This is a genomic window from Streptomyces ruber (assembly GCF_014648075.1).
GTDB classification, from domain to species: Bacteria; Actinomycetota; Actinomycetes; order Streptomycetales; family Streptomycetaceae; genus Streptomyces; species Streptomyces ruber.
This window is the reverse complement of record NZ_BMQK01000012.1, coordinates 183,044-198,006: the sequence shown is the minus strand read 5'-3', so window position 1 is coordinate 198,006 and position 14,963 is coordinate 183,044. Positions and strand designations below refer to the sequence as shown.

General features: G+C 71.2%; 13 protein-coding genes and 1 pseudogene. 6 read left to right on the top strand and 8 right to left on the bottom strand.

Annotation, left to right across the window (positions count from 1 at the left end; genetic code table 11):
* Window positions 1-66: 66 nt before the first annotated feature.
* Window positions 67-3,215, bottom strand: a pseudogene (locus tag IEZ04_RS23890) (Tn3 family transposase).
* A 145-nt stretch (window positions 3,216-3,360) separates the two neighbouring features.
* On the opposite strand from IEZ04_RS23890, the gene IEZ04_RS23885 reads away from it, so the two are divergent.
* Complete coding sequence (locus tag IEZ04_RS23885; protein WP_189218993.1) at window positions 3,361-3,984, top strand: hypothetical protein; 624 nt, start codon at window positions 3,361-3,363, stop codon at window positions 3,982-3,984.
* A gap of 266 nt (window positions 3,985-4,250) precedes the next feature.
* Window positions 4,251-5,090, top strand: coding sequence for an IS5 family transposase (locus tag IEZ04_RS23880; RefSeq protein ID WP_189218992.1), 840 nt, complete (start codon window positions 4,251-4,253; stop codon window positions 5,088-5,090).
* A 392-nt stretch (window positions 5,091-5,482) separates the two neighbouring features.
* Here IEZ04_RS23880 and IEZ04_RS23875 read toward each other — a convergent pair whose 3' ends face one another.
* The 7 genes from IEZ04_RS23875 to IEZ04_RS23850 form a co-directional block, all read right to left on the bottom strand.
* A complete protein-coding gene (locus IEZ04_RS23875) occupies window positions 5,483-6,403 on the bottom strand; it encodes an IS3 family transposase (RefSeq protein WP_189218991.1) in 921 nt (306 codons plus the stop codon).
* Window positions 6,400-6,708: a transposase gene (locus IEZ04_RS23870; protein ID WP_189218990.1), complete on the bottom strand. Its 309-nt coding sequence runs from the start codon at window positions 6,706-6,708 to the stop codon at window positions 6,400-6,402. Before IEZ04_RS23870 ends, IEZ04_RS23875 begins: the two co-directional genes overlap by 4 nt.
* Before the next feature lie 66 nt (window positions 6,709-6,774).
* On the bottom strand, window positions 6,775-7,125 hold the full coding sequence (locus tag IEZ04_RS23865; protein WP_229821227.1) for a hypothetical protein: 351 nt from the start codon (window positions 7,123-7,125) through the stop codon (window positions 6,775-6,777).
* A gap of 11 nt (window positions 7,126-7,136) precedes the next feature.
* Window positions 7,137-7,637 (bottom strand): ATP-binding protein, encoded by a 501-nt coding sequence (locus tag IEZ04_RS23860; protein WP_229821226.1) that lies wholly within the window; start codon window positions 7,635-7,637, stop codon window positions 7,137-7,139.
* Window positions 7,559-7,873: a hypothetical protein gene (locus IEZ04_RS35115; RefSeq protein ID WP_229821225.1), complete on the bottom strand. Its 315-nt coding sequence runs from the start codon at window positions 7,871-7,873 to the stop codon at window positions 7,559-7,561. The genes IEZ04_RS23860 and IEZ04_RS35115 overlap by 79 nt, the downstream gene beginning before the upstream one ends.
* Complete coding sequence (locus IEZ04_RS23855) at window positions 7,870-9,480, bottom strand: TnsB C-terminal domain-containing protein (protein WP_373296352.1); 1,611 nt, start codon at window positions 9,478-9,480, stop codon at window positions 7,870-7,872. The genes IEZ04_RS35115 and IEZ04_RS23855 overlap by 4 nt, the downstream gene beginning before the upstream one ends.
* Before the next feature lie 113 nt (window positions 9,481-9,593).
* The gene (locus IEZ04_RS23850) at window positions 9,594-10,793 is read right to left on the bottom strand and encodes an AAA family ATPase (protein ID WP_189218988.1); all 1,200 of its coding nucleotides are present in this window, start codon (window positions 10,791-10,793) and stop codon (window positions 9,594-9,596) included.
* Window positions 10,794-11,641: 848 nt separating this feature from the next.
* Here IEZ04_RS23850 and IEZ04_RS23845 point away from each other — a divergent pair.
* The 4 genes from IEZ04_RS23845 to IEZ04_RS35110 all read left to right on the top strand — a co-directional run bounded on the left by IEZ04_RS23845 (window position 11,642) and on the right by IEZ04_RS35110 (window position 14,919).
* Window positions 11,642-11,986: a hypothetical protein gene (locus IEZ04_RS23845; RefSeq protein WP_229821223.1), complete on the top strand. Its 345-nt coding sequence runs from the start codon at window positions 11,642-11,644 to the stop codon at window positions 11,984-11,986.
* 525 nt (window positions 11,987-12,511) lie between these two features.
* Entirely contained in the window at window positions 12,512-13,192 is a 681-nt protein-coding gene (locus IEZ04_RS23840; protein ID WP_189218987.1) for a hypothetical protein, read from the top strand.
* Window positions 13,193-13,514: 322 nt separating this feature from the next.
* Window positions 13,515-14,474 carry a hypothetical protein gene (locus tag IEZ04_RS23835; protein WP_189218986.1) on the top strand — a complete coding sequence of 320 codons (960 nt, stop codon included), beginning with the start codon at window positions 13,515-13,517 and terminating at the stop codon, window positions 14,472-14,474.
* Between the two features lie 268 nt (window positions 14,475-14,742).
* On the top strand, window positions 14,743-14,919 hold the full coding sequence (locus IEZ04_RS35110) for a DUF6233 domain-containing protein (RefSeq protein WP_268245688.1): 177 nt from the start codon (window positions 14,743-14,745) through the stop codon (window positions 14,917-14,919).
* The last annotated feature ends 44 nt before the right edge of the window (window positions 14,920-14,963 follow it).

The window sequence follows — 14,963 nt, the reverse complement described above, 5'->3', positions numbered from 1 at the left end:
AAAATTCGCGCCGCGCACTTTTCTGAGTCAGGGGTGAGTCGTCGTTCGCGGCGACGTGCCGAGAGCTCATCGCCCGTGCCAGTCCTCGCGGCCAACGTCGTCCTCGTCCAGCTCTGACGTATCCGGGTCGCGCAGCGGGCGCAGGGCGCCGGCGGCCGGGACGCTGGCGGTGAAGCTATAGCGGCCGAGCAGGTTCAGGTTGCGGTGCTTGAGCGGGGACAGGCGCGCGATGTCCTCGTCCCGGATCTCACGGCCCTCGGCGCGGAGCCGGGCGACAGCGGCGTCGATGTACTTCGTGGTCCAGAGCACGATGGCGTTGAGGACCAGGCCGAGCGCGCCGAGCTGGTCCTCCATCCCCTCGCCGTACGCCTGGTGGATGGTGCCGCGCTTGCCGTGGCACACGTCGCGGGCCAGCTTGTGGCGGGACTCCTGCACGGTGAGCTGGCGGTTCATCTGCCTGCGGTAGGTGTCGTCCACCGGATCGACCACACGCAGCAGGTGCTCGGTCTTCGCGATCCGCCCGTACTCCGCGAACGCCGCCCCGAGCGGGGTCGGGCGGCCGTCGCGGCCGAACATACGCAGCAGGTCGTAGGCGCGGACCTGGTTGGTGACCAGGGAACCGGCGACCTTCAGCATGTCCGGCCAGTGCGTGATCACCTTGTTCAGGTTCACGCGGTTGCGGGCCAGGTCCTCCACCGCGCCGTACGCGCCGGTTTCGACACCGGGCATGGTGGCCCGCCAGAACCGCTGGTCGTCCAGGTCGCGGAACCGAGGGCTGAAGTTGTAGCCGAGGATCTTGAACAGGCCGAACACCATGTCGGAGTACGAGGCGTTGTCGGTGGCCACCATCTCCGGCTTGACCCCGCCGTCGAGGTTCAGCAGCGCAGCGCGTCCAGGATGTGCAGGTTGTCGCGCGGGGTGCCGGGCACGACCATCTGCCCGATGCCGGCGACCTGGTCGTTGACGGCGTTGAGCCAGGTGATGCCCCGCTTGAACCCGAAGTACTTCGGCGACGGAGCGGCGCTGATGGTGCGCACCGGCACCTGGAAGCGCAGCCCGTCCACGGAGGCGAGCAGCCCCTCGCCCCAGTAACGCACGATCGGGATGCCGACCTGGGCGGCGATGAGAGCTGCGTTCGCCATGGCGATGGTGTCGGCGCGCAGGTAGTACTGGTCGACGTGCACGAGCCGGGCCCGGGTCAGGGCCTCGTAGCCGGGGTTGACCACGGGGGCCAGGCCGATGTTGCACGCCTCGGACACCAGCAGCGCCACCACCGAGGTGGGCAGGTCCTTCATCCGGGTGGTGCCGTCGCCGAGGTGGACGAAGGCGTCGAGGAACCCGGTCCAGGCGTTCACCTCGAACAGCAGGTCCGGCAGGTCGATCTTCGGGAGCATCTTCTCGACCCGCCCTCGCAGCCAGGTCAGGGACTTCGGCTCGCCGAGCGCGCCGAGCTTGTCGACGTTCAGCTTCACCCGCCCGTCGTCCTGGACCTCGATGGAGACCTTCGCCGTCGGCCCCGCCTCCTGAAGGCGCGTCGCGAGCTGCTTCCATGCGGCGTCCAGGCCCCGCACCAGCTCCGCCAGGTGCTCGGTGACGGGCATGTCCAGGCTCAGGGCCGCCAGGACGTCCTCCTCGACCGCGTCCCAGTCCGGGCCGTCCAGCAATCGGGCCCGCGGGTTGGACCAGCGGTGCGAGGGTGCGGCGAAGACGTCGCGGTTGTACAGGGCCCGGTGCAACTGCTCCAGCACGCACACCACGTACGCGTCCCGGTCCACCGCGCCCTGCGGCAGATCCGGGTTGGCGTACACCGCCCTGCGCCACGCCGGCGGCACCAGCTTGTCGTCCACCTCGCGCGGCAGCAGCGGCTTGACCCCCACCTTCCGCCGGGCCAGCGCCGGAAGGCCGCGCACCCCGGCCAGGACCCGCTTGCCCGCGCTCGCCGCGTCCAGCGCCTTCGACTCGCCCAGCAACGCGAGGAACGGCCGCACCGTGGCGTACCGGTTCGCGAGCGCGGCCCGCATGGCGACCTCGGCCGAGTTCTCGTCCTCGGGCACCAGCGAGACCACCGTGGCCGCCGCGGTCATCACGGCGGCGCGCGGGGCGACCTCCTCCACCGCCGCCCACAGCGCGGCCACGTCCAGGTCCGCCTCCCGCTCCTCGACCAGTTCCAGCTCCTCGAACAGCACCTTCGCCGCCCGCGCCAGCACCCGCGACGCCTTCTCCAACTGCGGCAGCGTCGACAGCCGCTCCTTCTCCGTCTTCCGCTTCGCCGTGTTCAGCAGCCGGGTGGCCATCAGGACCTGGAACAGGTCCAGGGCCTCATCGATCGCCTTCGCCTCCAGGTGCCGCATCACCGCGGTGAGCATCGCCGTGCGCTTCGGTTCCGCCGCCCGTTCCAGCAACGGCGCCTTCGACCCCAGCGCGTACCGGGCCGGCGCCGCCATCCGGTTCGGCGGGATCTGCGACAGCCTCAGCCGACCGAGCCGGTACGCGCCGATCTCGTCCACCCGCTCCAGCGCGCGGGCGAACGCCGTGCCCGTCGTCCGCGTCGGCGGCCGGCGCAGCCGCTCCAGCTCCGAGAACCGGGAACCCTCCGGCGTCTTCAGCGTCGCCACCAGATCACCGGGCAGCGCCGGGTCCGCGCGGCGGGCGGCGCCCGCGACCGTGGCGTGCAGGCGCTTCTCCGCGACCTGCCGCGCCTCCGCCACCTGCCGGGCCGGCACGGACACCCCGGGCAGCAGGACCCGGTGACGGCGCAGCCAGCCCACCGCGTGGTCGAACAACGCCTTCGGGCCCTCGGCGTGCGTCCACGCCCGCCCGTGCAGGAACGTACGGAACCGACGACCCCATTCGGCGTCCTCATAGGGGTGGTAGCCGTAGGCGTCCCGGATCTCCCACGCGTGGTCGTACAGCGTCTGGCGTCGCTCCGTGTACCGCTTGACCACGGACGGGTCCTTGATGCCGAGCTGCACGGCCAGGTGCTCGACCACCGGCCACGGCACCGTGAGCGGGTCCTCCAGGAACAGGCCGACGTACCGCACCGTGCACATTTGAAGCGCGAACCCGAGCCGGTGATGCTCCGTCCGCCGCAGGGCGATCAGGTCCCGGTCCACGTCGTCCAGGAAGAAGAACCGCTGCAGCTCGGGCCTCGTCGGCTCCTCGGCGAACGTCCCGTACGCCTCGGCCTGCTCATCACTCAGAAATTCCACCGGCACGAGCCGGACCGTAGTCAGCCCCGGAACAGGCCCGGAGGCGTTTCACCGAACCCCAGCGGCGAAGTGGATCACTGTGCTAGACGGCCATGATCGTTCTCACCGATAACCGCTGTACCGATGTTCCCCGAGGCCGGGTATGGAGGCAGTGCGGGCAGCCATCGACGAACTGACCTTCTTCACCTGGAACGAGAGCCTGACCACCAACCCCCGAGGCACACTGAGCCGAGAGAGCATCGCCCACGCCCGTCCCATAGACGAGCGGGTACTGCGCCGCGGAGTGCGCATGCGCACCGTGGTCGGCCACGCCGCCCGCGAAGACGCCCCCACCATGGCCTACCTGCGAGAACTGACGGAGAAAGGTGCCTCCATCCGGATCGCACGTGACCCGATCGAGCGCCTGATCATCTGTGACCATGTCGCGGCCCTGACACCCTTGGACCCCGCGCACACCGCGAAAGGCGCGATCCTGACCCGCGAACCCGGACTCGTCGCCGCACTGGTGTCATTGTTCGAACGTATGTGGCACAGCGCCAACCCCCTGATTCCCGAGGGCATGCAGGACACCGATGAGCAGGCGGGCTCGGTGACGGCGCTTGAAAGAAGGATTCTGCAATCGCTGTGCACTGCGGACAAGGACGAAGTAGGCGCACGCGAGGTGGGCATCGCGCTGCGCACGTACCGCAAGCATGTGGCGGCCCTCATGCGCCGCTTGGATGCGAGCAACCGCTTCCAAGCAGCCCTCCTGGCGCGCGAGCGCCGCTGGATCTAGCGCTGCGACCGCATCGGCTCGCCAGGTCCCAGACCATGGCAGTAAGTGGGTGTTTAGTCCACTGATGAAAATGAATGAGGCATTCGCGCGCCGTTATCTCCGGAAGTGCTGGGCCGTACGGTTCAACAATCGCCCGAAGGGGCTCCCGGGCAGCCCTGAATGCCCGTCTCCTGCCCACTGGCCTGTCTCATCCCATGATGTCCCGGGGCCGCTGGCCCGCCCTGATGGCCCTGGCCCCCGCCCGGCCGCCGCGGTACGCCTGCACCATGGCACAGCGACCGCCCTACCCCACCGACCTCTCGGACGAGCGTTGGGCGCTGCTCGGCCCGTTCCTGGAGGACTGGCGGGCCGTGCGCCTCCGCGGCGCGCTGGACATCTCCCCGCCTCCCCGGCATGACCTGCGCGAGATTCTCAACGCCCTGCTGTACCTGGACCGCACCGGCACCCAATTGCGCTACCTGCCACACGACTTCCCGCCCTGGCAGACGGTGTACGGCTACTTCGCGCACTGGCAGACCGACGGCGTCATCGACCGCCTGCACGGCCTGCTGCACCGCCTGGTCCGCGAGGCCGCCGGACGCAACGGCCAGCCCAGCGCCGGCGCGATCGACACCCAGAGCGTGAAGACCTCCACCAACGTGCCCCTGCGCGGGCAGGGCACGGACGTCGGCAAGCGGATCGTCGGCCGCAAGCGCGGCGCGATCACCGACACCACCGGCCTGCTGCTGGCCCTCCTTGTGCTGGCCGCGGACGCCTCCGACAACGCGATCGGCCTGCGCCTGCTCGACACCGCCCACGCCCGCGCTCCCCGGCTGCACAAGCTCTGGGCCGACAGCGCCTTCCGCACCACCTGCACCGAGCACGCCGCCCGGCTCGGCATCGCCCTCGAAGTCGTCCAGCGCACCCCGGGCAGCCGGGGCTTCGCCCCGCTGCCCCGCCGGTGGACCATCGAGCGCACCTTCGGATGGATCATGATGTTCCGCCGGCTCGCCCGCGACTACGAGACACTGCCCGCCCGCTCCGCCGCCCTCATCCAGCTCCGGATGATCGACCTGATGGCCCGCCGCCTCACCGGCGAGTCCACCCCCACCTGGCGAGGGACCTAAACCAGCGCAAACCACGTGCTCCGGGATGAAACAACGGGATGAAACACCCACTCAAACCCGGCCACCGACGAGGTGCTGCGGATCTGGTACGTCGCCGTCACCCGCGCCCGCCGCCTGGCCGCCATCGCTCTGCCCGAGGAAGAGACCGACGCGCTGGCACACCTGCTGGCAGGGCGCCGGGTGCCAATCCGCGTTGTCTGACCTCTCCCTCAGCTGTCTGGCCCGGCTGCTGACCAGACGCCAGTACTTGTACGAGTCACATGATCTCTTAGGGCGCTGCCGTCCTGGGAGCAGGAGGACGCCGCGCTGCCCGATGCCCCGCCCCTTGTCAACACCGACAGCCTCGAATCGATCAAGCAGTTGAGGTTCCCCCGCAGTGTGGGAGTGGCTGACTAGCTGGTCAGAGCGGGTTGACGTGGTTTCAGGTTTACTTGTTCGGCCGCTGCCCGCTCGGCGTAGTGCTTCTCCTCGTATTCGATCGGGCTGAGGTAGCCGAGCCGTTTCTGGATGCGGCGGGGGTTGTAGAAGCCGTCGATGTATGCGAAGAGCGCGAGGTTCGCTTCGGCCCTGGTGGCGAAGACGCGGCCGCGGATGCACTCGGTCTTGATGACCATCCACAGGTTCTCCGCCAGGGCATTGTCGAACGAGTCGCCGACCGAGCCCATGGACGCCTGGATACCGGCCCTGACCAGGCGCGTTGTGAGCTTCACGGAGGTGTACTGACAGCCGTGGTCGGCGTGATGGACGAGCTCGCCGGGGGCGACCTCGCGGCTGGCCAGGGCATACTCCAGCGAGGTGAGGACCAGGTCGGCGTCCGCGCGGGCGGAGGTCTCCCAGGCTACGACCCGGCGGGAGAACGCGTCGCGGATCGCGGACAGCCACAGCGGCCCCTCCCCGGTGGGGATCATGGTCAGGTCTGTGACCCACAGCCGGTTCGGCCCGTCCGCGGTGAAGTCGCGTTGCACCAGGTCAGGGGCCAGATCGGCGTCCGGGTCACGGCGAGTGAAGCCCTTGTCCCGGCGGGGGCTGATCCCGGCGAGGCCGGCCTGGCGCATGAGCCGCTCGACGCGCTTGCGGCCGACGTGGACGCCCTCACGCTTGAGGACGGCGTGGACGCGGGGTGAGCCGTAGATGCCGCCGGACTCGTCGTGGACCTGCCGGATCCTGCCGGTCAGCTCGGCGTCCCGGCGGCGCCGTTCGCATGGCTTGGTCTCGGCCTGGCGCCACCGGTAGTAGGTGGAGGAGGGGATGTTCAGTTCCCGGAGTACGGGCTCGACCCCCAGGTGCGGGTGCTCGTCAACGAGCGCCGTCACCTGGGCCGGGTCGGGTCGAGCTGGGCCGCGAAAAAAGCGGAGGCCGTCCGCAGGACTTCATTCGCGCGCTTGAGCTGGGCATTCTCCTTGCGAAGGGCGGCAAGCTCCTCACGCTCGGCGGTGGTGAGCATGTCGCCTCGCTCGCCGGCATCGGCCTCGGCCTGGCGGATCCAGTTACGCAGGGCCTCGTGGTGCACGCCGAGGTCCTCGGCCAGGCGGCGGATCACGGGCTTCGGCTCGGAAGCGCGGTACATCCGCACCGCACGCTCACGCAACTCCAGTGGGTACTTCCTCGGGGCAGGCATCGTCAGAGCTCCTTTCGTAAGCCCCATCTGTCCTGCGTTCACCTCTCCCCGCATCTCGGGGGAACCTCAACCGGTGAGGGCCGGTAGCTGCAGGAGGCGCATCGCGCGGCGGGCGGTGAGGCGGTGGGCGCGCAGCACGGTCAGCCGGTTCACAGGCAGGGAGGTCATCCAGGCCGTGGCAACTTCCCAGGCGGGCTGACGACCGCCGGGAAAGCGGCCCGGGAGCAAGGGCGGCTTGCCCAGGGCGACGAGAAGGTCGTGGGCGAGGCCGGTTTCGCTGGTGGTGCCCGGGCCGGGGTGCAGGGTGATCCGGCCGGACGGCGGATGGTGGGCGGCCAGAGCGGTGTGCGAGTGCAGCACGTCGTCGTGACGGTCGAGAACCACGGTGACGGACGGCAGCGGCGGGATAGGAGGCATGGGCGGTGTGGTCAGGCGAGGCGGCTGAAGGCCCAGCGCAGCAAATCCTGGTCGACGCGGGCACGTCCCGTACGGGCCAGTGCGGTACGGGTGTGGGCAGTCAGCTGGGCCCAGGCGCGGAAGTTGCCGTGCGCGGCGTGTTGGTCGGCGAAGGCGATGTCCTCGAGGTCGGCATCAGCCCAGACCGGGTGGAACAGCGGGATCACCTCGAGGACCTCGTCGGGTGTGAGTCGGGTGAACTGCTGCCAGATGAGGGAGGACAGCATCGGTTCGCGGCGCAGCACGGTGTGGCAGCCCGTGCCACCAACGAAAATGATCGCGAGCTGGGTGGAGGGCTCGTCCCACAGGTAGCGGAAGTATTCGAACGCCTCCCCGTTTAGCCACTGGGCTTCGTCCACCAGGAAGGTACGGGGGCGTTCGGCCAGGGCCGTCTTCAGCAGACGGTCGAACTCGCTGGGATGGCGCGGTGGCTCGCCGGCCAGGTCGAGCGCGGTGAACAGTTCGTAGCGCACCGCGCGGCCCGTGGGCCGGGCCCGGAAGGCGATCTTTGGACGTCCTCGCCGGGTTCGAGTGCGCGCAGGCAGGTGTTGACGGCGAGGGTCTTGCCGAAGCCGGCGCCGCCGTGGATGCACATCATCGCGCGGGCGGCGACCGTGTCGGTGATGTTCTCCCGGGCAGTGAGCAGGGCGCGGGTAGTGACCACGGAGGCGTCGGGCAGGTCGACGTACTGGTAGGTGGCCGCGGTCACGAGGCGTCTCCGTCTTCATCGGTGGTGGGAGGTGCGGCCCGCCCGTCACGGCCGTCCGGGGCGGAAGCGCCGTCACGGCCGTACGGATACCGGACGGGCGGGCCTGGAGTGGTCAGCGCGGCCAGGGAAGCCGGGGTGCGCCAGTCGGTCGGCGGCGCGGCGTGCGGGATGAGATCTGGCATCGCGAGCTGCGCGAGGTCGGCGTCGGCAGTCTGGGCAAGTTCGGCCTCGGCCTGCGCGGTGGTCAGCGTGGCGAGCCGCTGAGGTGCCTCGGGCTGGTTCACGGCGGCGTAGCGCTCGCGCTGCGAGGCCTCCAGGTCCTTCTTCAGGCGGCGTGCGCGAGCGGACCGCGCCCTTCGTACGGCGCTGATCTGTTCGTCGGTGGCCTGGTCGGCCAGGTCCGCGGGACCGAGGTAGCGGCCGGTGGCGGCGTGGTAGACCTCGATGCGGTGGTCGTGGTGGGGCATGAAACGGATACGGACCTGGATCCCGGCCTGGCCGGTCATCCACGGCCCCACGTAGTCGCGTTTCCTGAAGCGGATGCCGCGGGTGGTCAGCGTGCGGGTGCCGGCGTCCTCCAGGGTGAACGTCCACAGATCCGCGGCCGGCACGTCCCGCAGCGGGGTGGGATCGTCCTGCCACGCCTGAAGCGGAGTCTTGCCCCGCAACGGCGCCGGTCGGTGCTCGGTGTTCCACCAGAGCGTCCAGGCCAGAAGCTGGGTGGTGAAGTCCTCGAAGCCGAGCAGCACTTCGTCCTTCGGACGGGAGGAGCGTTTGCCGGGGCGCGGCTGGCGGGCGTAGCCGGGCAGCGCGGCCAGGAACATGCTCTCCACCGCCCGGTTGAGGCCCTCCACGGTGCCCTTGAGGTGGGGGGTGTAGGCGGGCAGGTCCTCCACGGTGACGTCCAGGAGATCGAACGCGGCGGTCACCGTCCGGGACAGGAAGTCCTTGCCGCGGTCCACCCGCACTTTCTCGGGCACGCCGCCGAACGGGCCGTAGGGGTCATCGCGCAGCACGGCGGAGCGCAGCGCGGCCAGCACCGACTCCCGCGACGGATGCCCGGGGGTGATCGCCACACCTGTGATCGCGTTGGTGGCGCAGTCGGTGAACCAGGTGATCCACGGCCTGCGGGCCTTGCCATCGACGTCGACCAGCACCGGCACCTGGACGTGGTCGGTCTCCCACACCTGGTTCCGCCAGGGGCGCGGCCGGGCCAGGAACACATCGTGCTTGCGCGCCGCCCGCTCCCCACTCGCAAGCCCGGCCCGCTCCCCCGGCGTCAGATCACGGCGGATCGCCCGGTGCAGCGTCGGAATCGACGGAGGCGGATCCCCCTCGCCCCTGGCCGCGCGAGCGGCCAGCTCACGATGCACCGCCGCGACGTTCCCCTTCCACAAGGCCAGCAGGCGGCGCACTTCGGGGGTGACGGAGAAGCGGTCTTTGCTCTGGGCCCGCGCCCCGGGCTCCGCGGCCGCGGCCTCGTCACGCTCGGCAGCGGCAAGCCACCGCCACACCGTGCGCTCGGTCACTTCCAACGACTGAGCCATCAGTCGGACATGCCGCGTGGCCAACCTCTGTTCCTGCCGCAGGGTGAGCAGCCTGCGCACGGCAGGGCCACGCAGCGCCGACAGGGAGGAAGAAGGCAGGCCTCCCCGCACCCCCCTGTCCTTCCCCTGCATGCCGGAGCGGGAAGCGCCCTCTGTCGGCCCGGCCGCGCCGGTCACAGCGGCCCCATGAGCTGTGCGCAGGCCCACTCCAGCATCCGGCGGTCCACCACCGCCCGGCTCTTGCCATGGACTTCGGCGGTCAGGTGCGAGGTCAGCTTCGCCCAGGTCCGGAAGTTGCCGTGTCCCACATGTTCGTCCACCCACGCGACATCGTCCGCGGTCACGTTCCCCCACAGCGGGTGGAAGGCAGCCATCACGGTGGCCACCTCGCGCGGACCAAGGCGCGGTACCAGCTCCCAGGTCAGCACCCGAGAGGCCAATGCGGGCACTCGGCGCAGTGCCCGTTCGCTGCCCGCACCCGCCAGCACGAGGGCTGTGTCCGTGTCCGGGTGGTCCCACAGCCCACGCAGGAACTCCAGCGCCGGCCCCGGGAGGCGCTGTGCCTCGTCCAGGACCAGCACGCGGGGCTGCCGTAGCGCGTTCACCAGCGTCAGCTCGGCCTCTCCCGCCCCGCGCGGCAGACGCCTGCCCAGCTCAAGGGCATCCGCGAGCACCCGGTGCAGTTCCGGCACCGTCGGATGCACACCAACGTGGACCCGGCGGACCCGGGCCGGGTGCGGCAGCTGGGACAGGGCGTACTGCAGCGCGACGGTCTTGCCCTGGCCGGCGTCGCCGTACAGACACACCACCGCCCCCACCGCGGCCGCGTACGCGACCGTCCGCAGCACCGACCGCACAGCGGACGTGTGCACCACCTGCGCGCCCGGCACCAGGACCGGCACCTGCGCCAGGTGCTTCTGCTCCCGCAGAAACACCTGCCCACCTGCACCTTGACCGGCCACAACGTTCAAGCCCAGCTCGCTGAGCGGATCGGGCCTGCTCGGCCCGGCCACCACAGGCTCCCGCTCGACCATCAACGCCCGGCCCGCCCGACGGTCCCTGCGGATCACCCGGTGCAGTGTCGACGCCGACGGAACCAAGGTCCCGCCGCTGGCAGCGGACAGCCAGCGCCTCAGCTCAGCGACATTCCCTCCCACCTCGCCCAACAGCGCCCACACCTCGTCCGACACCGCATACCCCTGCCGGACCGGCGCCTCCACCTGCCCAGTCGTCTTGGCCTGCTCCAGCCAGCGCCACACCGTACGCTCCGAGACACCCACCGTCTCCGCGACCGCACGCACATGCCGCATCGCGAGCTCACCCGCCCGCTGCCGTTCCAGCAGACGACGCACCACCAACCCCCTGGACAGCACAGGCCCACGACCGGCCCTTACCCCTTGCTCCACCCCACGATCACACCGACCGAGCCCACCTCACCGCATAAAAACTCCCGAACCTGAGACAGCATCAGCTGCCATGCGATAAAGCCCCACGACAGTGAACCCACCCCTCAATCTCTCACCTCATGACAGCGGACCACCCACCCGCAAACACCCACTGACCAGCCCCGAAACACCCCACCCCTGAACCAGCAGAACCGACACTCACCACCACCGACACCAACCCGAGAAATCGCACCCGGAGCTGGTCGGTGCTGGGTGGCGGCTGGTCGGACACGGACGGTCCTCCTTCCGCGTGGCACGCCGGAAGTCTCTGCCCAGCACCGTAGCGGGCCACGGTCCACCTCCTCCCTGCCTTCCCGCGGTTTCGTTCCGTCGAGGTCAACGCAAGTGCCGGGCGGGCCCTGTCGGAGTGACGTGGCGTGGCTGTGACGGATGCGGCCATCCGTTCAGGTGGGCGGGTGCAGCCGGGTCAAGGTTACGGGGCAAGAGCCCGTCTTTCTGGGGAACGGTGGGGGGTTGAGGCAGGCCCGGCCGGTGAATGTGGCGGCTTTTCGGGCGTCGTTTCACCTCACGTGTTCGATTGCCGTGCAGACAGGCGGGGGCGTGCCGTTGGTGTGGCGGTCGGGTGTTTTGACCGGCTGCTGATCACACCGGTACCTGTACAGCCCTGCGGAACCCTGCCACCGGGCCCCGGGGCCACGGCTTCCTCCTCGTCGCCTCCCTGCAGGCCGGGATCGGGGTTTCGCGCTCATGGACCGGCTGGACGCCTGGGCGCGCAGCCGGCCGCGCATTCATCTTCGACGGTGTAGGAGCGTGTGATGTTCTCGATGCGTAGCAGTGTGGCGGCCCTCGGCCTGGTCCTGGCGGCCGGTGGGGCGATGCTGGGCCAGGCGTCGGCCGCGGTGGCCGCCGACGGTCCGGGTGGTATCCCGGCGCTGGTGGTTTCCCCTGCTCCGGGGAAGCTGACCAAGGAGCAGAAGGTGACCGAGACCTACAAGTACGACCCGCAGGGGTCGGGGTCCTCGTCGCAGCCGCCGGCGTCCTCCACGCCGCCGCCGGCGCCGGAGCCGGGCCCGGTGACCAACCTCAAGGACACCGCTAGCTCCGCCGTGCAGTCGGTGACCTCCGGCGCCGGCGCCACCGTCGACTCCGCTCTGAAGTAACCGCCCCTGTCCCGCCCCTGGCACGGCGCTGGTCGTCTGCGGGCGCGGAGCAGCGGAGCACCGGGGGGTGGGCTCTGCCCGGGCAGGGCCCACCTCGTTGACCGGTCGGCGTGACGTCTCTTGCGGCCGTGCCGGGTGCGGCCGTTTCCCCCACCGTTCTCAGGAGCTCGTGTGACACAGCATTCCCGGGTCGGGAGGGCGCGGCTGCTGGCAGCCCTTGCCGCTCTTGCCGTCCTGCCCGCCTTGACCCCGTCCGCGCAGGCGGCCCCCAGCCAGACCAAAAGCTTCTACCACGCCGGGAAGACCACCTTCACGGTGCCTGCGGGCGTCTCCTCGGTCACCGTCGCCCTCTGGGGCGGCGGAGGCGGCGGCGCCGGCGGTGGAGGTGGCGGCGGAGGCGGCGGGGGTGGCACCGGCGGCACCGCAGGGGCATTCGGGGGTGGCTCGCGCGGAGGCGGGGGTGGTACCGGTGGTGGCTCCAGTGGTGGCGGTGGCGGCGGTGGCGGTGCCCACACGGTGTGCACCGTGGCGGTCACTGCGGGCAGCAGCCTGACCATCACCGTGGGCCGGGGCGGGGCCAACGGTTTTGGCGGCGATCCCGGAGCCCGCGGTGAGGGCAACACGGCCGACTACGGCGGGCGCGGCGGGGACGGCAAGGACGGAGGGGCCGGCGGCGACGGCGAGGCCAGTTCCCTCACCCTTCCTGACGGCAGCACTCCGGCCACGGCCGGCGGCGGGAAGGGCGGCCAGCCCGGGAAAGCCGGAAAGGGCGGATACGGCGGCTCGCGGGGGAAGGGATCGACCCCCGGCAAGGGCGGCGACGGCGGTGCCGGCGGCGCCGCAGCACCCGGCGGCGCCGGCGGCCGGGGAAGCTGCACGGGCGCGGCGATCGGCACCAGCTACCCCGGCACACCGGGTGCGGCGAGCAAGGCAGGCGAGGCAGGCGATCGCGGAGAGGGCGCAGAAGCGCGGGGCGTGGGGGGCCACGGGGGCGATGGCGGTGTGGGAGGACACGCCACCCAAGGACATCCCGGAAGCGCAGGCGACGGCGGAAAGGGCGGCCCCGGAGACTATGGCGGCGGGGCCGGGGGCGGCGCAGGCAGCAATCAGCGGTCGGAATACGGTGACAATGGCCGTTCGGGCGCCGGTGCCGGCTTCGCCACCGGCGTCGGCAACACAGGCTGGGTGACCATGTCCTGGGGATAACCCCCCTCTCACCCTCGGCCCGGTACCTCCGGCGCCGCGGGAAATCCCGGACCGCCCCGCCCCGTATGGCAACGGCCGGTTCACTCCGCCATGCGTTCGGTGACCACCGGCGCCGGCGCCACCCGTGGACTCCGCTCGGGAGTAACCGCCCGGTCCCCACCCCGCGCAACGCCGATCGCCTGCGGAGCGGAACAGCAGCGGAGCACCCGGGCGGGGGTGGGCCCTGTCCGGGCAGGGCCCACCCCCGCTCGCCGGCCCGCGTGACACCTCTTGCGGCCATTTCCGGATACGGCCGTTCCCCCACCGATTTCAAGGAGCTCGTGTGACACAGCATGTCCAGGCCGGGAAAGCACGACTGCTGGCAGCCCTCGCTGCCCTCGCCGTCCTCCCTGCCCTGACCCCATCCGCACAAGCAGCCCCCAGCCACACCAAAGACTACGAATTTCCCGGAAAGAGCACCTTCACCGTGCCCGCGGGCGTCTCCTCACTCACCGTCGCCCTCTGGGGCGCCGGAGGCGGCGGCGCCGGCGGCGCAGGCGGCTCCGGCGGCGGCTCCGGCGGCGCCGGAAGCCGCAACGCGGGGGGAGGCGAAGGCGGCAGCGGCGGTGCGGGCAGTCCTGGCGGCGGCGGTGGCGGCGGCGCCCACACGGTATGCACCGTGCCGGTCACCGCAGGCAGCAGCCTGACCATCACCGTGGGCCGGGGCGGAGCCAACGGTCTCGGCGGCGACTTCGGAGCCGGCGGCCAGGGCAACAGGGCCGCCTACGGCAACCGCGGCGTGGACGGCAAGGACGGAGACGCCGGCGGCGACGGCCAGGCCAGTACCCTCACCCTCCCCGACGGCAGCACCCCCGCCACAGCCGGCGGCGGAAAGGGCGGCCAGGCCGGGAAGGCCGGGAAGGGCGGATACGGCGGCGGACGGGCGAGCGGATACACCGAGGGGAAGAACGCCGCCGCCGGTGCCGACGGTGCCCTGGCGTCCAGCGGCACCGGCGGCCAGGGACGCTGCACAGGCGCCGCAACCGGCACCAGCTACCCCGGCACGCCAGGCACGCCGACAACCGAATGGAGGGCCGGTAAGGGAGGACACGCCACCCAAGGACATCCCGGAAGCGCAGGCGACGGCGGAACCGGTGGCACGGGAGGCGAAGGCGGCAGAGGGGGTGTGAGGGGAAGCAGCGGCCGTGTCTCCCCGGACGGCGAACGCGGCTTGTCGGGCGAGGGGGCCCACTTCGCCACCGGCGCCGGCCAGGACGGCCACGTGACCCTGTCCTGGGGATGACCTCGCTTGGCCATGGCCCACCGCCGGGCCCTGGCCAAGCGGGTCGATCACAGCAGCCCGGCCCCCAGCCATGACGGACGACCCACCCCATAAAATCGAATACATGACCGATTCTCGTCCGCCGTCCCGTCTTGAGCTGTTGGCCTTCGCCGAACGCGTCGCCGAGCAGCAGCTGGCGCAGGTACGCCGATGAAAGGCGACGGAAGAGCGGCGGGCGGCGGAGCGGGAACGGGGGGCCGCGGCGCGGCCGACGGCGTGGGAGCGGACGGTGGAGCGGAGCCCGGGCGGGCGGACGCCGGCGGTGTATGTCCACACGGGCGGCTGCCACATGGCGGGCAAGCGCGCGAACGGCGTGCCGCGGGAGGCGGCGGTGCGGGCGCTGGCAGAGGGCGTGGACGCCTGCCCGCACTGCCGCCCCGACACCGCCCTGGGCGTCCTGGAGTAGCGCGGCGGGCGGCCGGCGCACGCCTGCCCTTCAGGTCGCACCCT